The following is a 21,677-nucleotide window of genomic DNA, read 5'->3' as shown; positions in this document are numbered from 1 at the left end:
AAAAGAGCTTAATATCAAAAAAAGCGATGTATAAAACACCGCTTTTTTTATTAAAAGTCAAACCCTATATAAAACTGCCAGACTCTATTTTTGGGTTTATCTTCATCATATATATCATTCAATCCTAAATGGTACCTTACTCCTAAACTTACTCCACTACTTGTTTTAAAACCTCCACCAAAATTCAATCCCCAATCAAAATTTCTAGGATCAAACTCTTTTGAGGTATCATACAGAATAAAGCCACTATCAAAAGTTTCTTTATGTGCTATTGAAAGTCCTATTTGGGGTCCTGCCTCTAAAAAAAAGTTATCAGAAGGATACAGTTTTACCATTAAAGGAAGATTTATATAATCTAACTCTTGCTTATAAGTACCACTTCCATCTATAATTTTATATCCTTGTTGTGAATACAGTAATTCCAATTGAAGTGATACATTATTTCCTATAAATGACTCTCCATAAAAACCTATATGGAAACCATGTAGCTGTTCTGTTTCAGAGTCTCCATTAAAACTCACTGCAGACAAGTTATATCCTCCTTTAATACCAGCTTTGGACTTTTTACTACTATCTTGTGCAACTATAGATGCACTAATCATTGTTATAAATACTATTACTAACTGAATTTTTTTCATTTTTTATCGATTTAATTTTACGATCTACTTTCCACCATTAGCTTGTAAATCTGCTATACATTGGCTATCTAATGTTGGAATTTGATTTGATGAGAATATGTTTCCTATACCTTGACTAGTCTCTGCTGCCCAATACATTAAACAGCTTTCTTCGTTACAATGTTTTGGGTGATCTGCATCTTCATGATCTGTCTGCAAAGGAGTTCCTAAATTTGTAAGCCCTAAAATATGTCCGAATTCATGGTGAATTACACTAGATTCTAATAAGCTTCTTTCTGGTTCAAATGTACCATTACTTAGTTCTCTAATAGTTTCTTCAAAGATTACAAATGACGTATTATAATATGCAGTACCTAAAACAAAAGAAGAATCGGAGTCTTTTGAAGATTTACCATTTACAAACAATGCCCAAACCGCTATAGTATTTTGTGTATTATAATAAGTTCTATACTGGTTCTCAATCGCTACAACATCGTTGATTGTATAGACTTCTTTTCCTGTAGCAGATATTGGTTTCGTATATAATTCTACTCCGTTTGATTTGAAAGTTCTTTCTTCAATAAAGTTTTTAAAATTATTCTTTGCTTCTTCTGTAGGCTCAAAACCTTCAATATAAGCTAGCTCAACAATCATTTTTTTATAACTATTGTCCGATAACAAATCATTTGCTGAGGCTCCTGTAGGCTTTCTGTTCTCTTTTACAGCCTCAACACTATCATTAATTATTGATTCACTTTCTGTTGAGCATGCCCAAAACAAAACACTGAACAGTAAAACTATAAAAAACTCTTTTCTCATTATTATTCCTTTACCTTACTTACGTAATTTTAGTATCATTGGTTTTTAAAACTTTAGGCTACTACTAGCGTAGCCATAAAGTTCCAAAATCAACTAACTTAAAAATATTTAATTTTTTATATCTTTTTAAATGTTAATGTTACTGAAGTATCTGTTGTACTTTGTAATGTTAGTAAAGTACTTGTATAAGTAGTTACAATCCATTCGTTATTTAAAGCACTTACAGCTGTTCCGGCTCCAAACTGAACCTCTAAAAGGACTCTTGTATCTGACTCTACATCATATTCTCCTTCAATGTTTTCTAAAGTTGTGTTTACAATATTTCTTACTATTAATTTTCCATCATTAGTAAACTCTATAGTATATGCAGCATATTCTTCAGCTTTTTCCACTCCTGCCTCAATAAAGCTTTCTACCTTAAATTTAGCTTTACTGATAATGGTTTCTAATTCGTCAGCTGCTGCTTCTGCTGCTTCCTCTTCCTCTTCATAAGAAGTACACTCTTCAACAGCATCTTCAAATTCAGAATCACTATTAATTTCCACAGAACTACCATTACTTAGAGTTACAATTATTGGATACTTCACAGAGAATAACTCGTTTGAATCTAAATTATCCACAAAATTGTACAACTGCTTCTCTGATTCAATTACAACAGTACCTGTTTGCTCTAAGTTAATACCATAGGTTAGCATTGATATTGGAAATTCTATTTTTGCACAAGAGATAGCATCTTCCATTTCATCTGATGCTTCATCACATTTTCTATTTAATTCTTCCAATTCTGTTTGTGAAGTAATAGTTACTTCTGTATAGTTATTTAACTTTACTGTTATTGGAAAATTAAAAACTACGGTATCATCATCATCATTAAACTCGTCCATTATTTCAAGAACTAAACTATAGTCTAGTTCATTTATAATAGTTACTTCTTTACCATTTACAGTTGCTGTCACTGGAAACAATAACTCAGCACATGAATTTCCATCTAAAAAATCATCTTCTGATCCATCGTTCATACCTGTTCTTTTATACTTCTTTGCCGTTTCAGAAGTTGGGGTATTTGCATTTGGATTTGTACCTACTTGTTCATTTTCTTCTGATTGACATGAGGTAAAAATTGTCAAAGCAGCTAATGCAAGTATGGTTATTAATTTTATCGTTTTCATCTTAATAAATTTTAATTTTTTAAACATTTGTTTTTTGAGCTCTTTCTGTCCTTTAGAAAACTATAAATCGTTTTACCCTACCTTTGTTTTCGATTTTTTTTCTATTTTAACTCTATAAAAGCATTCATATGACTAAAAAATCACTGTGTAACGAGGAAGACTTTAACGCGTTTTACAAAGCTAATATTCAATTCGTTACCAACTTCTCATCTTATAAATCTAACGATAAAGATACTGCCCTAGATTTAATACAAGAAGCTTTTTTAAAAATGTGGGAAAAATGTTCAGAAATATCATATGAAAAAGCAAAATCGTACTTATTCACCAGTGTAAACAACCTTTTTTTAAACAAATTAAAGCATGAAAAAGTTGTTTTAAACTATGCTAAAAACGCTCCTTATTTGGATATAAATAATCAAAATCCAGAATATTTATTAGAAGAAGAAGAATTTAAAAACAAATTAAAAAATGCTGTCGAAAATTTAACAGAGGCTGAACGAGAGGTTTTTTTAATGAATAGAATAGACGGTAAAAAATATCGAGAAATTGCTGAGTTACTAAATATCTCGCAAAAAGCCGTTGAAAAAAGGATGTCTTCAGCATTAAAAAAATTGAGATCAAAAATAGAATTATTGTAAGGGTAGGGAAATTTACTTCTTTATTGTCTAAAAGTTAGTTAAGCACAAAATGAAAGATGAACAATACATATTAAAATGGTTAAACGGAGAAATCTCCGATGAAGAACTGTCTCTATTAAAGCAAGATAAAAACTTTAAAAATCTTGAGAAAATAGCACATTATTCTTCTCACATAGAAACTCCTAAAGTGGATATTGAAAAGGCTCTTAAAGAGTTTGAACTAAAAAAAGCTACTTCTAAAAAAAGCAAGGTTATCCCATTAAGTTATAAGAACTTTTATAAATATGCTGCAGCTATTATTGTTTTACTAGTTTCTTCTTATTTCTTACTTTTCAATAATTCAGTAAACTTTAGTACGCAATATGCAGAAACAAAAACCTTTAACTTACCAGACGAATCTGAAGTGATTTTAAATGCAAATTCTACTGTATCTTTCAACAAAAAGGGTTGGAAAAACAGTAGAAACATACAACTTAAAGGAGAAGCTTTTTTTAAAGTCAAAAAAGGAAAATCTTTTACCGTAAATACTTCTGTTGGAAAGGTTACTGTTTTAGGAACCCAATTTAACGTTAAAGAAAGAAAGAATTATTTTGAAGTAAAAACCTACGAAGGTTTAGTTAGTGTAAACTACAACAACTCACTAATTAAATTAGCTAAGGGAAAAATATTTAAGGTTATAAATGGTAAAATTGACACTTTAAATACTTTTAATATTAATCATAAATCTTGGTTACAAGATGAGTCTAATTTTAAAAGTACTCCTTTCCAATTTGTGCTAGACGATTTACAAAACCAATATGGTTATGTTATAAAAACTAAAGATGTTAATTTAGAGCAGCTTTATACTGGTGGTTTTACTCATAAAGACATAAATATAGCGCTGCAAGCAGTTACAATTCCTTTGCAGTTATCGTATAAAATAGAAGGAAAAAACATTACTATTTACAAGAATGGTCAATAAAAAAACTACCTTTTTATTTCTTTTCCTATTTACCTTTGCTATCAAAGCACAGGATGTTATTAGCAAAACTTTACTGAAAGATGTCTTAATTGAAATTGAAAAAAAGCATCAGGTAACTTTTACGTATTCCGATAAGGATTTAGAAAATGTATACATTGCCAAACCTGATAATAGTTTATCATTATCTGAAACCATAAACTACTTAGAATCTGTTACCATCTTTAATTTTAAAATTTTAGATAATCGGTTTATTACTGTATCATACTTGGAAAAGAAAATTCCTATTTGTGGAACGGTAGTAGACAGTAACACACTTGAACCATTGGCTTTAGCTACTATCTTAGTTAATAATACTAGTAATGGAACTACATCTAATACTAACGGTGAATTCAATATCAACTCAGTTCCTGCAAATGCAAACATTATTATTTCTTACGTTGGATACAAACCTATTATACTACCAGCCAAAGATTTATTCTCTCAAAACTTGTGTAAAGAAATACACTTAGAAAGTTTGTCAGAAGAATTATCAGAAGTAATTATTCCTAACTTTTTAACTACTGGTCTTCAAAAAAACATTGATGGAAGTACCGTTTTAAAAACTAAAAAATTCGGAATTCTTCCAGGTTTAATAGAGCCTGACATTTTAAAAACAATTAAAGTACTTCCTGGTGTAGAAAGTGTGAATGAAAGTGTATCGAACATTAATGTGCGAGGTGGAACAAACGATCAAAATTTAATGCTTTGGGATGGAATTAAGATGTACCATACGAGTCATTTTTTTGGTTTAATTTCTGCATATAACCCATATTTAACAGAAAAAGCTACAGTTACCAAAAATGGCACTAGTACAAAGTTTAGCGATGGTGTTTCCAGTACTGTCAACATGCAAACCAACAACAAAATTACTCACACATTCTCTGGAGGAGCTGGTTTTAATTTGTTAAGTGCAGACGCTTTTTTACAGGCACCTATAACTAAAAAACTCGAAATTCATGCCTCAGCAAGAAGATCTTATACCGATTTTTTTAATACCCCAACCTATGACAAGTATTTTAGTAGAAGCTTTCAAGAAAACTCTATAGCTTCCAACAAAGAAAATGAAGCCTCAACTGATTTCTATTTCTATGATTACTCTTTTAAAGTGTTATACGACATCAATAAAAATCATTCATTAAGAGCTAATTTAATAAGTATAAAAAATAACTTAGAATACACAGAAGAATATACAAACAATGACTCAACAGTAGAAGAAAACAGTAATTTAAAACAAGAGAATCTTGGGGCTAATATTAGTTGGAATGCCAATTGGTCGCCCAAATTTTCTACAGAATTCTCTACTTTTATTTCTGATTATAAAATAAATTCATCAGACTTTAATAGAGAGACTGATCAATTTCAAACTCAATTCAACAATGTTTTAGAATCTGAGATTAGGCTTATTACTAATCATCATTTTTCAGCTGTTTTTCAACTTACAAACGGTGCTGTTTTTAATGAAATAGGTATTGCCAACAAAACAACTGTTAATGCTCCTACATTTTCTAAATCTGTAAAAGAAGTTTTACTTAAATCTGCTCTTTTTTCTGAGGTAGTTTATCGTAAAAATAACACTTATGCTAGAGTAGGTTTTCGTGCTAATTATTTTCACGATTTTAATAAACTTATCATAGAACCAAGGATTAACTTAAGACAACAACTTTATAATAGTCTATTTTTAAAATTAGAAGGAGAGTTTAAAAATCAAACAACTGCACAGAAGATAGATTTTCAAGATAACTTTTTAGGTATAGAAAAAAGAAGGTGGGTTTTGGCTGACGATGATCAAACACCTATTATTAAAAGTAAGCAACTATCTTTTGGGGCAGAATATTCAAAAAACAACCTACAAATAGATCTTACTGGTTTTTATAAGTTTGTTAATGGTATTACTGTTGCCAATCAAGGTTTTTATAACAATGTCCAAACACTAAATTCTATAGGAGACTACAAAGTAAAAGGTGTTGAGTTTTTAATTAATAAAAAAACTAAAAAATTTAGCAGTTGGTTGAGTTACACCTTTGCTGAAAATAATTATACATTTAAAACTTTTACACCTGATACTTTTCCTAGTAGTTTAGATATTACACACTCTTTTAGTAGTGCTATTAACTATAACATTACCAACAATGTTAAACTCTCCTTAGGTGCTATTTTACGTTCAGGTACCCCATATACAGAACCTGTTAAAGACAATGAGACCATTCAAGATGGTAATAGAATTATTGTAAACTATGATACTCCAAACAAAGAAAGGCATCCTAATTTCTTCAGAATTAATGCTTCTGGAAGCTATAATTTTAATCTTACAAAAAATCTAAAATCAACTATAAGAGTTGGTTTCACTAATATTAGCAACAGAAAAAATATTATAAACACCTATTATGTTGTTGATGAAAACAACACTGATAATGCTAAGGAGATAACTACTTACGCATTACCCTTTACACCAAATATTAGTTTCAGAGTTAATTTTTAAAATCCACTCATGGTTTGACTTAATTTTTAACATTGTTAACTCAAAAAAACATCATAACATTTTCTTAACTTTGCTTCTCGAAAAAATTGAATGTATGGGATTACAGTTGCAACAAATAGACAGAGTAGAAACCATTACTAAAGAAGACTTTATAAAAAACTACTTTAAACCTCAAAAACCTGTAGTTATTGAGCGTTTTATTGAAAACTGGCCAGCTTACTCTAAATGGTCTTTAGAGTATATGAAAGAAGTAGCTGGCGATAAAACAGTTCCGTTATATGATGACAGGCCTGTAGATTATAAAGACGGTTTTAATGAACCTCACGCAACCATGAAAATGAGTGAATATGTAGATTTACTAAAACGTGAACCTACTAAATTCAGGATTTTCTTATGGAATATTTTAAAAGAAGTACCTCAATTACAAAAAGACTTTACCTTTCCCGATTTTGGTTTGCGTTTAATGAAAGGATTGCCAATGCTATTTTTTGGCGGACGAAATTCTTATACATTTATGCACTACGATATTGACTTAGCTAATATTTTTCATTTTCATTTTGAAGGAAAAAAGAGATGTATTTTGTTTGACCAAAAACAGAATAAATTCTTGTATAAAATTCCGCATTCGTTAATTACTCGTGAAGATATTGACTTTAACGACCCCGATTTTGAAAAATGGCCTGCCTTAAAAAAGGCTAAAGGTCATATTGCTGAATTAGAACATGGTAATGTATTGTATATGCCTGAAGGATATTGGCATTACATGCGTTATGTAACTCCTGGCTTTTCTATGAGTTTACGTGCTATCGCTCGTAACCCTAAAAACTTAGGAAAAGCTGTTTACAATGTATTTATTATGCGTACAATCGATAATATTATGCGTCGTATTAAAGGTCAGAAATGGATTGACTGGAAAAACGAACAAGCCATCGTTAGAACCAATAAAGCAAATAACATTGCATCATAAAAAAAGCGCCAATAGGCGCTTTTCTTTTATCTTTATTTTCCAAAGAGTCTTTGAAAAAAACTCTTGGTTTTGGTTTTGGTTTCTTGAAATCCTTCGTTAGTATCTTCTGCAAAATCGGCCATATGTTCACTCACCTCTCCTGCTACTTCTGAAGCTTTTTCAGTGATATTTTCTAACACTTCTTTGGCTTCGTTTGTTAATTCATTTGCTTTTTCTTTAGCTTTTTGAATTGATTCATCGGAAATAATTTCTTCAACTTTTTCTTTTACATCTTCAACTATATCTACCAAATGTTCACCTGTTTCTCCAACCAACTCACTAGCTTTCTCCGTTATGTTATCCATAACTTCTTTTGCTTTGTTTAAGGTATCCTTTGTGTTTTTAGTGTCAGACATAGTAAAAATATTAAAAAAGAACGTTTAGAACCAACCTCTATGGTTAACTTGATAAGTATCTACAAACTCTTCGTCAGATTTTGTTAAATAGATGATTCCTTCAATAAAAGGAATAATTCCTGCAAAACCACAAGTTATAATTGAAGCAATAATTTGTATAATTCCTTCTTTGGTATACCCTAATACAAATTTATGTATACCAATTGAACCTATTAAAATTGCTAAAATACCTGCTAATACACGTTTACTTTCTTGATTAGGAACAGTATTCCCGTTTTCATCAATTACATTCATTTTTTTATTTTTTATTTATTAGACGGTGCTAAATTTATAAAAAAGCTTCGTCTTTTGGCTCCCATAACTCAATTTTATTTCCGTCTAAATCTACAATCCATCCAAACTTTCCATAATCATACTCCTCTATTTTATCCATCACTGCAACACCATTTTCTTTCAACTCCTCTAACAACTCTACCAAATTTTCTACTCGATAATTAAACATAAAATCTTTTCTAGAGGGTTCAAAATAGTTTGTATCTTTTGCAAACGGACTCCATTGGGTAGACGCCTTTTTCCCTTCGTTATCCTTCCACCAAAACGTACATCCCCAATCATCGGTATTAAAACCTAAGTTATTTTTATACCAGTCTTTCGTTGCTTTCGGGTCTTCTGTTTTAAAAAAAACTCCTCCTATTCCTATTACTTTACCTTTTTTCTTCATTTTATTTCTTTTTTACGACTGATTCATACATAGAAATCCATTCATCTACAGTTATTTTTGTACATAATTCTGCAACTAATTCATACGGAATATCATCCAGTTTTTTAAAACGAATACAGCTTTTTCCCATGTCTAATTTCCTTTTTGAATACTTAGGATACTCTGCCACAAACCAATCATATAACTCTTCATGAGCATAAATTCCGCTATGATATAGGTTTATTGAGTTTTTTTGTGAAGCTAAGTTCATAAAAGGAAGTGGTAATTTAGAATCGCAATGATAACCTTCGGGGTATTTTGAGTGCGGAACATAATACCCAATCATATTATAATTGATTCCTTCTTCAAATCCTTCAGGCAGGTTTTCATTGATTAGCTTGCGAAGCTTTTGTAAAACTTCTTGTCGTTCTTCTGGAACCTGAGAAATATATTCTTCTACTGTAGCTGCTTCATATTTCATGTTACATGATTTAGTAGTATCAAGTTAGCAAAATTTTTCTCGATAATCGAGTATTAAAAATTCTTATTCTCTTTAACTAAAATTTCTCACTGCGATAGTTTTCTTTGATTTTATCTACAATAGTTTGTGCTAGCTTTTCTTTACTTTCTATAGTCCAACCTGCAACATGAGGAGAAAGTAACACATTTTCTGCATTAATTAAATATCGTAATGCTGGTGGCACTACTTCAATTTCTTGATTTGTAAACAGGTTTTCGAACGATTTTTTCTCGTATTCTAATACATCTAACCCTGCTCCTAAAACTTTTCCTAACTGTAAAGCCTCAACCAAATCTTTTGTTACTACCGATTTTCCTCGAGCTGTATTTAACAACCAAAAAGATTTTGAAAAACTATTAATAAAGTCTGAGTTCACCATTTTTATGGTAAGTTCTGTTTGTGGGGTATGTAAACTTAAAACATCCGCTTTTTCTTGTAATTCTTTTAAAGAAACTTGTTGAGCATTTTTATCACCTATAGCTGACTTAATATCATAGCAAATCACTTCAACATCGAAACCTCGGAGTTTTTTGGCAAAGGCTTTCCCCATATTTCCATAACCGATGATTCCCACCGTTTTTCCGTCCAATTCTATCCCTCTATTTTCTTCTCGCAACCATTTACCTTCTCGTACTTCTTTATCTGCTTTGTTAAGCTTATTAAATAAAGAAAGTAACATTCCTAAGGTATGCTCTCCTACTGCATTTCGATTTCCTTCTGGTGCTGATATTAAGTCTACTCCTTTCTTTTCAGCATAATCACAATCAATGTTTTCTAAACCAGCTCCTACTCGTCCTATAAACTTAAGATTTGTTGCTTTATCTAAAAATTGTTTATCTATAGTAAATCGACTACGAATAACAACTCCTTCATACTGATGAATTACCGTTTCTATTTCTAATTTTGAAGAAGTATAGTCTTCATAATTCTCAAACCCCAAATCATTTAATTGATTTATTAAAAGAGGGTGATTGGTATCTAAATGAAGTATTTTCATTAAAATAGATTATTAGATGGTTGGATATTTAAAATTTTTGATAGTTGTATTTAGCTTAATGTTGAATTGAATTCAGACATCATTTTCACTACACTCATTAAAGTTTCTGTATAATTTTCTAAATCAGTTTTAGAGATAAACCCCAAATCATAACTAAGTAACAATTGAGTTTCAACCTCATAACATGGACCTAATGCAATTACCAAAAATCTAGAAAAATCTTTATTGGATATTCTTGAGCAACCTTCAGCTATATTTGAAGGAATAGATATTGATACGCTTCTCAATTGAGATACTAATCCGTATTTTTCATCTTCAGGAAATTTTGATGTGAGTAAATAAATGTCTTTGCAAAAAGACCTGTGCTCACTTGCCAAAATTTAAATTCCTTATATCTATGCATCTCTTAACTTCTAGAAATCGAATAATCCAACTATCTAAAAATTTAAATTAATATTGTTCTTCTTCGTTTGGAAAGTCTTGACTTTTTACGTCAGTAATATACTGCTCAAAAGCATTGGTCATTTCTGTATGCAAATCTAAATACCTACGTAAGAAACGAGGGTTGAATTCATGTGTCATTCCTAACATATCATGCATTACCAATACTTGTCCATCTACACCTGCTCCTGCTCCAATTCCTATCACTGGAATCGTTAAAGCTTCAGCAACTTTTTGTGCTAACTTCGCTGGCACTTTTTCCAACACGATAGCAAAGCATCCTAACTTTTCTAACATTAACGCATCTTTCATCAACTTCTCCGCTTCTTCTTCTTCTTTTGCTCTTACTGTGTAAGTTCCGAACTTATAAATAGATTGAGGGGTCAATCCTAAATGTCCCATTACTGGTATACCTGCATTTAAAATTCGTTTGATAGAGTCTTTTATTTCTTTACCTCCTTCTAATTTTATAGAATGTGCTCCACTTTCTTTCATGATTCTAATAGCAGAACGCAATGCTTCTTTAGGATCTGATTGATAGCTTCCAAAAGGTAAATCAACCACTACCAAACAGCGATCAATTCCTCTAACTACAGAACTTGCATGATATATCATTTGATCTAATGTAATGGGTAAGGTAGTTTCGTGACCCGCCATTACATTGGATGCTGAATCTCCTACTAAAATTACATCTATTCCTGCACCATCAACAATTTTTGCCATGGTATAGTCGTAGGCTGTAAGCATTGAAATTTTTTCTCCATTGGCTTTCATTTCAACAAGAGATTTAGTGGTAATTCTTTTATATTGTTTTTTTGCTACAGACATTTCTTTTGTTTTATGGATTGTAAAAATACATAATTATTCAATGGTTTTATTTATTCTAGACTTAGAAGCATTGTGTTTTTGGCTTTTTAAGCTAGTTAATCTTCTGTTAATTAAACTTTAGCCGTTTATTTTTTTAATAGTTTTACCTAGCCAAACTAAACTAACATGCAAAAAATTTTTACCTTATTAATTGTTTTTGTGCTTACAACTGTGGTAAGCGCTCAAGAAAACTCAGAAGAAAAGGCCATTAAAAAAACGATTGAGACCTTTTTTGAAGGATTACATAAAGGAGACAGTACACTTGTAAGTGCCACACTTAATTCTACAATTAAAATTCAAACTACCTTTACCAACAAAGAAGGTAAGAATGTTCTGGTTACTGAAAGTAAAACCAAGCTACTTACCAATATTGCTAATAAAAAACCAGCACATACTTATTTAGAAAAATTAGTATCCTGGGATATAAAAATTGATGGGAATTTAGCTTCTGTTTGGACTCCTTATGAATTTTACCTAAACGAAAAGTTTAGCCATTGTGGAGCCAATTCTTTTCAGCTTTTCAATAATAATGGGAAATGGGAAATCATATATTTAGTTGATATGAGACGTAGAGCTAATTGCAACGTTCTTAAACAGTAATTACTATGAAAAAAGTTGGATACCTCTTTTTGTTTATTTCTTGTGTTAGTTTTGCACAAAAACCTCAATTATTCCTTCCCGAGTTATTTAATGAGCTACCTAATATCAGGGATATTTCAATCAGTAAAAATCAAAATGAATTTTATTTTACTATTGAAACTTATTTAAAAGAGTATTCTTTTATTGCCTACTCTAAAAAAATAAATGGCAAATGGCAAAAACCGAAGGTAGCGAGTTTTTCTGGTCAATACAAAGACTTAGAACCTTTTTTGACTCCTGACGGATTACAGCTATTCTTTGCTTCTAATAGAAAAAATAATGACTCTGGAGAAGTGAAAAAAGACATGGATATTTGGTATGTAACACGAAAATCCTTGTCCAGTAATTGGTCTGAACCTATAAATATTGGTTCGCCAATAAACACGCCTGCGGATGAATTTTATCCTTCAGTGACAAAAAAAGGGGATTTATTTTTTACAGCAGAATATGAAAACTCTAAGGGTAAAGAAGATATTTATGTAAGTAGGTTTATTAATGGTGTTTACACCAAACCTGTTTCTCTTAATTCTGGAGTAAACTCTGAAAAATATGAGTTTAATGCTTTCGTAGCACCTGATGAAAGTTTTATAATTTTTACTTCGTATGGCAGAAAAGATGATTTAGGTAGCGGAGATTTGTACATTAGTAAAAAAGGGAGTAATAATAAATGGCTTCCAGCAGAACATTTAACAAATCTCAATTCAAAAAAACTGGACTACTGTCCTTTTGTAGACCTTGTAAATAATAAAATTTATTATACAACCAGCAAAAGTAACATTTCAAATAAATTAACTAAAAAGAGAAATTTTAACGAAATAATAGACTTCATTAAAAACAGCCCGAATGGACTAAGTAGAATTTATGTTACTAATTTCCACAAAAAATAACTTATCTTTGATTCAATGAATCTAACAAATCCTTCAAATACTTTAGCCCCCGATAAATGGGTAGACAATTATGCTGATTACTTATTTAATTATGCTGTTGCGCGTGTAAACAACTCCAATGTTGCTAAAGATTTGGTACAAGAAACTTTTTTTGCAGGGTTAAAATCTGCAAAAAATTTTGAGGGAAAGTCTACAGAACGTACATGGTTAGTTTCAATTTTAAAAAGAAAAATAATCGACTACTATCGAAAAATAAACTCAAAAAAAGGGCAGGCAGAAGTACGAATGAGTTTTTATGATAGTGGAGAAAATGAAGGTAGCTGGATTGAAGAACGCGTACCACAAACTTGGGGTAACGATGCTGATAAAGACATTGAAAATGAAGAATTAAAGAGGCAGCTAGATAAATGTATTGATAATCTACCTGAAAAATACGCCATGGTGTTTAAAATGAAAACCATACAACAGTTTGAAACAGAAGACATTTGTAAGGAACTTGATATTTCTCCGTCAAACCTATGGGTTATTATTCATAGAGCCAGAACACAATTGAGAAGCTGTATGGAAAAAAACTGGTTTAATAAATAAAAAAAATGTTTAAATTTTTTAAAATTACATGCGACGAAGCTACCACCATTTGCGACAAAAGTCAATATGGAGAGGCTACTACGTATGAAAAATTACAACTTAATTGGCATTTATTTGTTTGTAAGGTATGTGCTTTATACTCTAAGCAAAATAAAAAAATGTCTCAAATTTTGAACGTAAAAACTCTTAGTTGTAATAAGGATAAAGTTTGCTTATCTAGTAAAGACAAAGAAAAATTAAAAGAACAATTAAGTAAACTTAATTAGACAATTTTGGTTTTTTTAAAAACCATTTTTTGATTTTTTGTTAGATTGAAACGGAATTTATTATAGTGATAAATTCCGTTTTTTTAATTTTGCACACTAAAACGTTTTACATGCATTTTTTACCTGAAAAATTAGACAATTATGTTGTTAACCATTCTCAATCTGAGCCTAAACTATTACAAGAATTAAGTAGAGAAACTTGGCAAAAAGTATTAAATCCTCGTATGTTAAGTGGTGCTTTTCAAGGAAGGGTTTTAGCTATGCTTTCTAAATTAATCCGCCCCAAATCAATTTTGGAGATAGGTACTTACACTGGGTATTCTGCTTTGTGTTTAGCTGAAGGATTATCTAAAGAAGGAAAACTTTATACAATTGATAAAAATGAAGAATTAGAGGAGCTTCAACATAAATATTTTCAAAAATCTGACTATAAAAATCAAATAACACAGTATGTTGGTAATGCTATAGATATTATTCCCACTATCGATTCTAAATTTGATTTGGTATTTATAGATGCTGATAAGTCTAATTATGTAAATTATTTTCATCTAATCATTGAAAAAATGAACAAAGGTGGGGTTATTTTATCTGACAATGTCTTATGGAGTGGGAAAGTTGTTGAAGAACTAGATCCTAAAGATACCGACACTAAAGTTCTTTTAGAGTATAATAGACTTTTAAATGAAGATAATCGCTTAGAAACGGTGTTATTACCCATACGAGATGGCTTAACAATTAGTAGAGTTTTATAAAATAAAAAAGCAACCTTAGTAGGCTGCTTTTTTATTTTATAGCTATGTCCCGTCCTAAAATAGGTTGACTCACTATAAAGAAAGTTTAATTATGAGTTAATCTTTCTACAATAAACAACTCCTTTGTGTAATCTTCAATAAATGCATCTATTTGACATTTTTCTATCCCCGGTACACAAATAATGTGAGCCATATCGTTTTCTGAAGCCAATTGGTATTTTTTACACAAAGCATTGGATGGTTTTTCTAACACCACTGTAAGTGCTTCATTATTTCTCCATGCATTAACTCCTATCTCTCTTAATTTCATCTCAGTATAAGCCGCAAGTTCTTGTGATTTTCTTGCTCTGGCTACCAACCCTTCTTTTCCGTGTTTTTCTATAAAAGCCCATAAGAGTAGAGGTGTTAATCCATTTCTTGAACCTGTAATTGTCGTATCTAAGGTTCCAACATACGAAACCGAATTTACAATTCTATTTCTGTGCTTGCGTTTTGCCAAAACTATTCCACACGGTATGGGGCCTCCAATAAACTTATGTCCAGATATAGAAATACTATCAATTCCTTCTGCAAAATCAAACTTTGGTTTTGGCGTAACAAAAGGAGCAATGCATCCTAAAAATGCCGCATCACAATGAATATAGTAATCTTTAATAGCATATTTTTTAATAATACTTTTTATTTTGTCTAAATCATCTACAGCCTCAGTCATGGTTGTACCTATATTTAAAAAGAAAATTGCAGGTTTATCTCTATGAAGCGTTATTAGGCTTTCTAAGTCATTATAATCGATCTCTCCATTCTCCTGACTTCTTACAACAATATTCTTTAAATTTAATAGATGCAAATTCTTTTTAACACTATAATGTGTAGACTCGCTATAATATACTACTGGATTGTTAAAACTCTCTCTTGCTAAATACAAACCATAAAGATTTCCTTCTGTTCCTCCGTTAGTAACATACCCCCACACATCATTCGTTGAAGATGATAAAATGTTAGCAAAAAAACCAACAACCTCTTTTTCTACATCTTTTGTGTCTATTGACAACGTTGAAGGAGATTCTGGATCTCCCACATTATTAATGCATAAATTTAAAAAAGGCGCAAATTCACTGTAGTTAAAATCTTTGGCTAAAGGATAACCTAAAAAGTTAGATGAAGCCTCACTAATTCTGTCATAAATTTCTTTTATTCTACTCATACTTACCTAGTTTAAATATTATTAAGTTACTTAACAAATATACTTTTAAAGAATAAAAAACCAGACAACACGTTATAATAAAGAAAAAATAACTATTTTTAAATCATTAACAGGAACAAAATCTATTTCCTGTCTTAAAACTATTTTAAAACAGAAAAACTTACCATGAATCAGCTAGATAATGTAGATAAAAAGCTATTAGAAGAATTACAAAAAGATTGTAAACAATCTATAAAACAACTAGCCAACAAAGTAAACCTTTCTATTACTCCAACTCATGAGCGAATAAAAAAAATGGAACTAAATGGAATTATAGATAAGTATGTTGCTTTGTTAAACTTAGAAACTATTGATAAGAGCTTAATTGTATATTGTCAAGTAACTCTTGTTAAGCATCAAGAAACCGCTTTTAAAGAGTTTGAAGAGTATATGTTTAAAATAGATGAAATTGTAGAAGTTTCATATATAGCTGGAGTTTATGATTTTTTATTAAAAATTGTTTTAAAGGACATGAATGAATACCAGGATTTTGTATTAAAAAAATTGTCGCAATTAGAAGTCATTTCAAACATTCAAAGTTCATTTGTTATGAAACAGGTAAAAAACACCACAAAAATAAAAATGGTGTAGTTTTATATAAAACTACACCATTTTTATTTATTCTTAACGGTTTCTTTTTATCGGCCCAGTGAAATCGTCAATATTGTCTTTTACTTCGTTTACTTCCTTGTTTATATCTCTAACAAAGTCTGTGTCTATACCTTGTTTTTTTGCACTGTCATTAATCTCTCGTTTAATATCATTTGTAGCATCTTTAATTTGACGCATACCTTTGCCTAGTCCTCTAGCTATTTCAGGAATTTTATCTGCCCCAAATAACATGACTACTATTAACAAGATTACAAAAATCTCAGGTCCACCAATAAATAAAAATATTCCATTCATTACTGCAAAGATAATTAAATTCGACTTCCTATACTTTGTTGAACTAAAAAAAGCAACCAAAATTTGGTTGCTTTTAATTTTATAGTGGTAAGTGCATATTAATCTGCAAGAATAATTGCTTTATTATCTTTCATTTCTATAGTTCCAGATTTAATTTTTAAAGTTAGTACTTTATCATCTTCTGGTAATCTTTCAATACTTCCATGTAAATCATCAAAAACTAAATGCTCTTGAGTATGTACGTGTACCTTTACTCTTCCTTCATTTAAAATAGACACCACAGGGGCGTGATTATTTAACATTTGGAACTCTCCATTTACACCTGGTACGACTACTGAGTCAACTTCTGATGAAAACAAGATAGCTTCTGGTGTTACAATTTCTAAATACATATTTTAATGCTTTAGGGCTTTAAGCTAGTGCTTAAGGCAATTAATTATGCTTCTGCTAACATTTTCTCTCCAGCATCAATCGCTTCTTGAATTGACCCTTTTAAGTTGAATGCTGCTTCAGGATATTTATCTAATTCACCATCCATAATCATGTTAAATCCTTTGATAGTATCTTTAATATCTACCAATACACCTGGAATTCCTGTAAATTGCTCTGCTACGTGGAATGGTTGAGATAAGAAACGTTGCACACGACGTGCTCTGTGAACTACCAATTTATCTTCCTCAGATAATTCTTCCATACCTAAGATGGCAATAATATCTTGTAATTCTTTATAACGTTGTAAAATTTCTTTTACTCTTTGTGCACAATTATAGTGCTCATTTCCTAAAATATCAGCAGTTAAAATTCTTGAAGTAGAATCTAACGGGTCTACTGCTGGGTAAATACCTAACTCGGCAATCTTACGAGATAATACTGTAGTTGCATCTAAGTGAGCAAATGTTGTAGCTGGTGCTGGGTCTGTTAAATCATCCGCAGGTACGTAAACCGCTTGTACAGATGTAATAGATCCTTTCTTTGTAGAAGTAATACGTTCTTGCATTGCTCCCATCTCTGTTGCTAATGTTGGTTGGTATCCTACTGCTGATGGCATACGTCCTAATAAAGCTGACACCTCAGAACCTGCTTGTGTAAAACGGAAGATGTTATCTACGAAGAATAACACATCTTTTCCTTGTGCTTCACCAGCTCCGTCACGGAAATACTCGGCAATTGTTAATCCAGATAATGCTACACGAGCACGTGCTCCTGGTGGCTCATTCATCTGACCAAATACGAAAGTAGCTTTAGAATCTCTCATTCCTGGTTTATCAACTTTAGATAAATCCCATCCTCCATCTTCCATAGAGTGCATAAAATCATCACCGTACTTGATAATTCCAGATTCTAACATCTCACGCAATAAATCGTTTCCTTCACGAGTTCTTTCACCTACACCAGCGAATACAGATAAACCTCCGTGTCCTTTTGCAATGTTGTTAATTAACTCCTGAATTAATACAGTTTTTCCTACTCCTGCACCTCCAAATAATCCAATCTTACCTCCTTTAGCATAAGGCTCAATTAAATCGATTACTTTAATCCCTGTAAATAGTACTTCGGTAGAAGTTGACAATTCTTCAAATTTTGGTGCTTGACGGTGAATTGGCAAACCTGCTTCACCTTCTTTAGGTAAATCTCCTAATCCATCAATCGCATCACCTGTTACGTTAAATAAACGACCGTAGATATCATTACCTATTGGCATTTGAATTGGGTTACCAGTAGCAATTACTTCTTGCCCTCTTTGTAAACCGTCAGTTGCATCCATAGAAATGGTACGAACTGTATCTTCACCAATGTGTTGTTGAACTTCTAAAACTAAAGTTGAACCGTCTGCTTTTTTAATTTCTAACGAATCATAAATCTTTGGCAATTCAGCACTTTCTGTATTAAACTCAACATCGATTACTGGACCAATAATTTGAGAAACTTTACCTGTTATTGTAGACATTACTATATGTAATTAAAGTTATTTTATTTACTATATGAGTTTTAACTCCTTTTTTCAAGGTGCAAAGGTAATTTTTTTAGCGGAATTTAAAAAACCTTTCGAAGTATTTTTCCATAAAAAAAAGCCTCACATTAGTGAGGCCTTTATTGATGTTATGATTGTAATTAAATTACTTTACTAATTTAATCTCAACACGTCTGTTTTCAGCTCTACCAGCTCTTGTTTTGTTATCAGCGATTGGGTAGTCTTCACCAAATCCAGCAGAAGTTAATCTTTTTGAATCAATTCCTCCTTTTACAACTAAGTAATCTAAAACAGCTTTAGCTCTTTTTTCAGATAATCTTTGGTTTAAAGAATTAGATCCTGAACTATCAGTATGTCCTTGGATGCTAAAGTTAGCTTTAGGATATTCCTTCATAATTCCAGCGATTAAATCTAATTTACCAGTAGTACCAGTTCTAAAAGTAGATTTTCCTGAGTTAAAGTAGATAGCTCTTGCGAACTCGTTTAATTTCTTAACCGCTTCTTCTTTGATTACTACTTCAGGACATCCGTTGTTAGATGCTACACCTGCTTCGTTTGGACATTTATCGTCTTTGTCTAATACTCCGTCTCCGTCAGTATCTGGCCAAGGACATCCGTTGTTAGCAGCTGGACCAGCAGTGTTTGGACACTTATCTTTTCCATCTACAACACCGTCTCCATCAGCATCAGGACAACCGTTGTTAGCTTTAGTTCCTTTTTCAGTTGGACAAGCATCATCTTTATCAGCGATACCATCACCATCAGCATCAGGACAACCATTTAATGCAGCTAAACCAGCAACTTCTGGACATGCATCATCAGAATCTTTGATTCCGTCTCCGTCTGTATCAGGACATCCGTTGAATTCTTTTAAACCAGCAACTTCTGGACATGCATCATCTTTGTCATATACTCCGTCTCCGTCAGTATCTTTTCCTCCGAACTTAAATGTTAAACCAATTGAGTGTTGGAAGTGATCTCTTACTTTATCAGCAAATTCTTTCTTTCCACCTGTTTGGAAGTTTAAACCTAAGTTTTCGTTGAACCATACGTTGAATCCAGCACCAGCATTTAACATACCTTCTCCTTCATCAGCTAATGAAGTATAACCTCCACCAACGTATACATAAGGATCCCACCAACCAGTGTTACCAATAATGTTGTTAACGTCATACTTTACGTTAGCATCGATTGCCCAGTAAAGCTCATCCATATCATCTTTTGTACGGAAAGTTTCAATTTTATTTAACGATCCTGCTAATTGTAATGTAAACCCATCGCTTAAGTATCTATCAACAGTTACTCTTGAAATTGATGGTAAGATATTCCAGTCACTAGTACCGATGTAATCTTTAGCATAATCTCCAAAATCTGAAGGGATCCTAACGTCTACTGCGTTAACCCCGAAACCAACCGCCCAAGGGTTGTCTGAATCCTGTGCGCTAACGTTTACAGCAGCAAACGCAAATAAAGCCATCACAGCTAATTTTAATTGTTTCATTATTAAAAATTTAAATTAAAAGTTCGTTTATATATTACGCAAATGTAAGTTGTTAAAACTTATTTACAAAAACAAATCTACAAAAACTTACAACAAAAGCAAGTTTTTGAACAAGATATTTATATCACTTTTAGTTCCTTTCCTACCTGAATAAATGCGTTAATTGCCTTGTCTAAATGTTCTTTTTCATGAGCAGCTGATAATTGTACTCGAATTCTTGCTTGCTCTTTTGGAACCACTGGATAGAAGAATCCAATTACATAAATACCTTCTTCTAACAACTTATTCGCCATTACTTGAGACAGCTTAGCATCATACAACATTACTGGTACAATAGCCGCATCAGCTCCCACCAAATCAAACCCTGCTTTTTCCATTTCTGTACGGAAATAATTGGTGTTCCACTCTAATTTATCTCGTAAAGTAGTGTCGTTTGACAACAAATCAAACACTTTTAACGATGCTCCTACAATAGCAGGTGCCAATGAATTTGAGAATAAATACGGTCGAGAGCGTTGGCGCAAAATTTCAATGATTTCTTTCTTTCCTGTCGTATATCCTCCCATAGCTCCTCCGAGTGCTTTTCCTAAAGTTCCTGTAACTATATCTACTCGATCCATTACCTTTTTAAGCTCTACAGTTCCTCTACCAGTTTTTCCGATAAATCCTGCTGCATGACATTCATCAACCATAACCATGGCATCGTACTTATCTGCTAAATCACAAATTTCATCTAACTTAGCTACGATTCCATCCATAGAAAAAACACCATCAGTTACAATAATTTTAAAACGATGTCCTTGCTTATTTGCTTCAATTAATTGCGCTTCTAACGATGCCATATCGTTATTATCATAACGATAACGCGCTGCTTTACATAAACGCACTCCATCAATAATAGACGCATGATTTAAACTATCGGAAATAATTGCATCTTCTTTCGTTAATAAGGGTTCGAAAACACCTCCATTGGCGTCAAAAGCTGCTGCATATAAAATAGTATCTTCTGTCGTATAAAAATCCGCAATCTTTCTTTCCAGTTGCTTATGAATATCTTGCGTACCACAAATAAAACGTACAGATGACATTCCAAACCCATGCGTATCCATAGTATCTTTTGCTGCTTGAATTACCTCTGGATGATTAGACAACCCTAAGTAATTGTTGGCACAAAAATTAATTACCTCTTCTCCTGTAGAAATTTTAATCACCGCATCTTGTGACGAGGTAATAATTCGTTCTGATTTATACAATCCAGCATCTTTAATATCCTGAATTTCCTGTTGTAATTGTTCTTTTATTTTTCCGTACATA

General features: G+C 31.7%; 25 protein-coding genes. 9 read left to right on the top strand and 16 right to left on the bottom strand.

Translation table 11 applies throughout. The features are described 5' to 3' along the window. Positions 1-50 precede the first annotated feature (50 nt). The 3 genes from V1T75_RS15435 to V1T75_RS15425 all read right to left on the bottom strand — a co-directional run bounded on the left by V1T75_RS15435 (position 51) and on the right by V1T75_RS15425 (position 2,605). A complete protein-coding gene (locus V1T75_RS15435) occupies positions 51-638 on the bottom strand; it encodes a porin family protein (RefSeq protein WP_330489396.1) in 588 nt (195 codons plus the stop codon). A gap of 24 nt (positions 639-662) precedes the next feature. Next, positions 663-1,436, bottom strand: a complete 774-nt coding sequence (locus V1T75_RS15430) for a membrane metalloprotease (protein WP_330489395.1) — start codon at positions 1,434-1,436, stop codon at positions 663-665. 116 nt (positions 1,437-1,552) lie between these two features. Next, positions 1,553-2,605: a hypothetical protein gene (locus tag V1T75_RS15425; RefSeq protein ID WP_330489394.1), complete on the bottom strand. Its 1,053-nt coding sequence runs from the start codon at positions 2,603-2,605 to the stop codon at positions 1,553-1,555. A 128-nt stretch (positions 2,606-2,733) separates the two neighbouring features. Between V1T75_RS15425 and V1T75_RS15420 the strand changes: the two genes are divergently transcribed. The 4 genes from V1T75_RS15420 (at position 2,734) to V1T75_RS15405 (ending at position 7,689) form a co-directional block, all read left to right on the top strand. Next, positions 2,734-3,243: an RNA polymerase sigma factor gene (locus V1T75_RS15420; protein ID WP_330489393.1), complete on the top strand. Its 510-nt coding sequence runs from the start codon at positions 2,734-2,736 to the stop codon at positions 3,241-3,243. A gap of 49 nt (positions 3,244-3,292) precedes the next feature. After that, positions 3,293-4,204, top strand: coding sequence for a FecR family protein (locus V1T75_RS15415; protein ID WP_330489392.1), 912 nt, complete (start codon positions 3,293-3,295; stop codon positions 4,202-4,204). Beyond that, positions 4,194-6,722 carry a TonB-dependent receptor gene (locus V1T75_RS15410; protein ID WP_330489391.1) on the top strand — a complete coding sequence of 843 codons (2,529 nt, stop codon included), beginning with the start codon at positions 4,194-4,196 and terminating at the stop codon, positions 6,720-6,722. The genes V1T75_RS15415 and V1T75_RS15410 overlap by 11 nt, the downstream gene beginning before the upstream one ends. Positions 6,723-6,816: 94 nt before the next feature. Next, the gene (locus V1T75_RS15405) at positions 6,817-7,689 is read left to right on the top strand and encodes a cupin-like domain-containing protein (RefSeq protein WP_330489390.1); all 873 of its coding nucleotides are present in this window, start codon (positions 6,817-6,819) and stop codon (positions 7,687-7,689) included. A 32-nt stretch (positions 7,690-7,721) separates the two neighbouring features. On the opposite strand, the gene V1T75_RS15400 is transcribed toward V1T75_RS15405, so the two are convergent. The 7 genes from V1T75_RS15400 to panB form a co-directional block, all read right to left on the bottom strand. Next, positions 7,722-8,084 carry a hypothetical protein gene (locus tag V1T75_RS15400; RefSeq protein ID WP_330489389.1) on the bottom strand — a complete coding sequence of 121 codons (363 nt, stop codon included), beginning with the start codon at positions 8,082-8,084 and terminating at the stop codon, positions 7,722-7,724. 24 nt (positions 8,085-8,108) lie between these two features. Next, positions 8,109-8,378: a TM2 domain-containing protein gene (locus V1T75_RS15395; protein WP_330489388.1), complete on the bottom strand. Its 270-nt coding sequence runs from the start codon at positions 8,376-8,378 to the stop codon at positions 8,109-8,111. 34 nt (positions 8,379-8,412) lie between these two features. Beyond that, positions 8,413-8,805, bottom strand: coding sequence for a VOC family protein (locus V1T75_RS15390; RefSeq protein ID WP_330489387.1), 393 nt, complete (start codon positions 8,803-8,805; stop codon positions 8,413-8,415). A 1-nt stretch (position 8,806) separates the two neighbouring features. After that, positions 8,807-9,265: a DUF1801 domain-containing protein gene (locus tag V1T75_RS15385; RefSeq protein WP_330489386.1), complete on the bottom strand. Its 459-nt coding sequence runs from the start codon at positions 9,263-9,265 to the stop codon at positions 8,807-8,809. A gap of 76 nt (positions 9,266-9,341) precedes the next feature. Then, on the bottom strand, positions 9,342-10,301 hold the full coding sequence (locus tag V1T75_RS15380) for a 2-hydroxyacid dehydrogenase (RefSeq protein WP_330489385.1): 960 nt from the start codon (positions 10,299-10,301) through the stop codon (positions 9,342-9,344). A 50-nt stretch (positions 10,302-10,351) separates the two neighbouring features. Continuing rightward, positions 10,352-10,678 (bottom strand): four helix bundle protein, encoded by a 327-nt coding sequence (locus V1T75_RS15375; RefSeq protein WP_330489384.1) that lies wholly within the window; start codon positions 10,676-10,678, stop codon positions 10,352-10,354. A 73-nt stretch (positions 10,679-10,751) separates the two neighbouring features. Beyond that, entirely contained in the window at positions 10,752-11,570 is an 819-nt protein-coding gene (gene panB, locus V1T75_RS15370; protein ID WP_330489383.1) for a 3-methyl-2-oxobutanoate hydroxymethyltransferase, read from the bottom strand. Between the two features lie 165 nt (positions 11,571-11,735). On the opposite strand from panB, the gene V1T75_RS15365 reads away from it, so the two are divergent. From V1T75_RS15365 to V1T75_RS15350, 4 genes are all read left to right on the top strand, one after another. Further along, positions 11,736-12,209, top strand: coding sequence for a nuclear transport factor 2 family protein (locus tag V1T75_RS15365; protein ID WP_330489382.1), 474 nt, complete (start codon positions 11,736-11,738; stop codon positions 12,207-12,209). 5 nt (positions 12,210-12,214) lie between these two features. Next, a complete protein-coding gene (locus tag V1T75_RS15360; RefSeq protein WP_330489381.1) occupies positions 12,215-13,135 on the top strand; it encodes a TolB family protein in 921 nt (306 codons plus the stop codon). A 15-nt stretch (positions 13,136-13,150) separates the two neighbouring features. Continuing rightward, positions 13,151-13,723 (top strand): sigma-70 family RNA polymerase sigma factor, encoded by a 573-nt coding sequence (locus V1T75_RS15355; protein WP_330489380.1) that lies wholly within the window; start codon positions 13,151-13,153, stop codon positions 13,721-13,723. A gap of 376 nt (positions 13,724-14,099) precedes the next feature. Further along, entirely contained in the window at positions 14,100-14,741 is a 642-nt protein-coding gene (locus V1T75_RS15350; RefSeq protein WP_330489379.1) for an O-methyltransferase, read from the top strand. Between the two features lie 85 nt (positions 14,742-14,826). Here V1T75_RS15350 and V1T75_RS15345 read toward each other — a convergent pair whose 3' ends face one another. After that, a complete protein-coding gene (locus V1T75_RS15345) occupies positions 14,827-15,945 on the bottom strand; it encodes a histidine decarboxylase (protein WP_330489378.1) in 1,119 nt (372 codons plus the stop codon). 165 nt (positions 15,946-16,110) lie between these two features. Here V1T75_RS15345 and V1T75_RS15340 point away from each other — a divergent pair, with 165 nt between their 5' ends. Continuing rightward, positions 16,111-16,575 (top strand): Lrp/AsnC family transcriptional regulator, encoded by a 465-nt coding sequence (locus tag V1T75_RS15340; protein WP_330489377.1) that lies wholly within the window; start codon positions 16,111-16,113, stop codon positions 16,573-16,575. A gap of 33 nt (positions 16,576-16,608) precedes the next feature. On the opposite strand, the gene V1T75_RS15335 is transcribed toward V1T75_RS15340, so the two are convergent. From V1T75_RS15335 to kbl, 5 genes are all read right to left on the bottom strand, one after another. Beyond that, positions 16,609-16,890: a Sec-independent protein translocase subunit TatA/TatB gene (locus tag V1T75_RS15335; protein WP_330489376.1), complete on the bottom strand. Its 282-nt coding sequence runs from the start codon at positions 16,888-16,890 to the stop codon at positions 16,609-16,611. 98 nt (positions 16,891-16,988) lie between these two features. Next, positions 16,989-17,282, bottom strand: a complete 294-nt coding sequence (locus V1T75_RS15330) for a FoF1 ATP synthase subunit delta/epsilon (protein WP_099214712.1) — start codon at positions 17,280-17,282, stop codon at positions 16,989-16,991. A 44-nt stretch (positions 17,283-17,326) separates the two neighbouring features. Then, positions 17,327-18,838, bottom strand: a complete 1,512-nt coding sequence (gene atpD / locus V1T75_RS15325; RefSeq protein WP_330489375.1) for a F0F1 ATP synthase subunit beta — start codon at positions 18,836-18,838, stop codon at positions 17,327-17,329. 169 nt (positions 18,839-19,007) lie between these two features. Beyond that, positions 19,008-20,363: an OmpA family protein gene (locus V1T75_RS15320; protein ID WP_330489374.1), complete on the bottom strand. Its 1,356-nt coding sequence runs from the start codon at positions 20,361-20,363 to the stop codon at positions 19,008-19,010. A 119-nt stretch (positions 20,364-20,482) separates the two neighbouring features. Next, positions 20,483-21,676 (bottom strand): glycine C-acetyltransferase, encoded by a 1,194-nt coding sequence (gene kbl, locus V1T75_RS15315; RefSeq protein ID WP_330489373.1) that lies wholly within the window; start codon positions 21,674-21,676, stop codon positions 20,483-20,485. Between the last annotated feature and the right edge of the window lies 1 nt (position 21,677).

It is taken from the genome of Tenacibaculum sp. FZY0031 (assembly GCF_036350695.1).
Lineage (GTDB): Bacteria > Bacteroidota > Bacteroidia > Flavobacteriales > Flavobacteriaceae > Polaribacter.
Note: the sequence above shows the minus strand (reverse complement) of the source record. Positions and strands in the feature narration are given on the sequence as shown.

Excerpts from the sequence above, each read along its gene's own strand:
- panB (WP_330489383.1), bottom strand. The coding sequence starts at position 11,570 with ATGTCTGTAGCAAAAAAACAATATAAAAGAATTACCACTAAATCTCTT.
- V1T75_RS15350 (WP_330489379.1), top strand. The coding sequence starts at position 14,100 with ATGCATTTTTTACCTGAAAAATTAGACAATTATGTTGTTAACCATTCT.
- V1T75_RS15380 (WP_330489385.1), bottom strand. The coding sequence starts at position 10,301 with ATGAAAATACTTCATTTAGATACCAATCACCCTCTTTTAATAAATCAA.
- V1T75_RS15330 (WP_099214712.1), bottom strand. The coding sequence starts at position 17,282 with ATGTATTTAGAAATTGTAACACCAGAAGCTATCTTGTTTTCATCAGAA.
- kbl (WP_330489373.1), bottom strand. The coding sequence starts at position 21,676 with ATGTACGGAAAAATAAAAGAACAATTACAACAGGAAATTCAGGATATT.
- V1T75_RS15385 (WP_330489386.1), bottom strand. The coding sequence starts at position 9,265 with ATGAAATATGAAGCAGCTACAGTAGAAGAATATATTTCTCAGGTTCCA.
- V1T75_RS15420 (WP_330489393.1), top strand. The coding sequence starts at position 2,734 with ATGACTAAAAAATCACTGTGTAACGAGGAAGACTTTAACGCGTTTTAC.
- V1T75_RS15345 (WP_330489378.1), bottom strand. The coding sequence starts at position 15,945 with ATGAGTAGAATAAAAGAAATTTATGACAGAATTAGTGAGGCTTCATCT.
- V1T75_RS15430 (WP_330489395.1), bottom strand. The coding sequence starts at position 1,436 with ATGAGAAAAGAGTTTTTTATAGTTTTACTGTTCAGTGTTTTGTTTTGG.
- V1T75_RS15365 (WP_330489382.1), top strand. The coding sequence starts at position 11,736 with ATGCAAAAAATTTTTACCTTATTAATTGTTTTTGTGCTTACAACTGTG.
- V1T75_RS15395 (WP_330489388.1), bottom strand. The coding sequence starts at position 8,378 with ATGAATGTAATTGATGAAAACGGGAATACTGTTCCTAATCAAGAAAGT.
- V1T75_RS15425 (WP_330489394.1), bottom strand. The coding sequence starts at position 2,605 with ATGAAAACGATAAAATTAATAACCATACTTGCATTAGCTGCTTTGACA.
- V1T75_RS15360 (WP_330489381.1), top strand. The coding sequence starts at position 12,215 with ATGAAAAAAGTTGGATACCTCTTTTTGTTTATTTCTTGTGTTAGTTTT.
- V1T75_RS15435 (WP_330489396.1), bottom strand. The coding sequence starts at position 638 with ATGAAAAAAATTCAGTTAGTAATAGTATTTATAACAATGATTAGTGCA.
- atpD (WP_330489375.1), bottom strand. The coding sequence starts at position 18,838 with ATGTCTACAATAACAGGTAAAGTTTCTCAAATTATTGGTCCAGTAATC.
- V1T75_RS15410 (WP_330489391.1), top strand. The coding sequence starts at position 4,194 with ATGGTCAATAAAAAAACTACCTTTTTATTTCTTTTCCTATTTACCTTT.
- V1T75_RS15340 (WP_330489377.1), top strand. The coding sequence starts at position 16,111 with ATGAATCAGCTAGATAATGTAGATAAAAAGCTATTAGAAGAATTACAA.
- V1T75_RS15390 (WP_330489387.1), bottom strand. The coding sequence starts at position 8,805 with ATGAAGAAAAAAGGTAAAGTAATAGGAATAGGAGGAGTTTTTTTTAAA.
- V1T75_RS15405 (WP_330489390.1), top strand. The coding sequence starts at position 6,817 with ATGGGATTACAGTTGCAACAAATAGACAGAGTAGAAACCATTACTAAA.
- V1T75_RS15415 (WP_330489392.1), top strand. The coding sequence starts at position 3,293 with ATGAAAGATGAACAATACATATTAAAATGGTTAAACGGAGAAATCTCC.
- V1T75_RS15335 (WP_330489376.1), bottom strand. The coding sequence starts at position 16,890 with ATGAATGGAATATTTTTATTTATTGGTGGACCTGAGATTTTTGTAATC.
- V1T75_RS15320 (WP_330489374.1), bottom strand. The coding sequence starts at position 20,363 with ATGAAACAATTAAAATTAGCTGTGATGGCTTTATTTGCGTTTGCTGCT.
- V1T75_RS15400 (WP_330489389.1), bottom strand. The coding sequence starts at position 8,084 with ATGTCTGACACTAAAAACACAAAGGATACCTTAAACAAAGCAAAAGAA.
- V1T75_RS15355 (WP_330489380.1), top strand. The coding sequence starts at position 13,151 with ATGAATCTAACAAATCCTTCAAATACTTTAGCCCCCGATAAATGGGTA.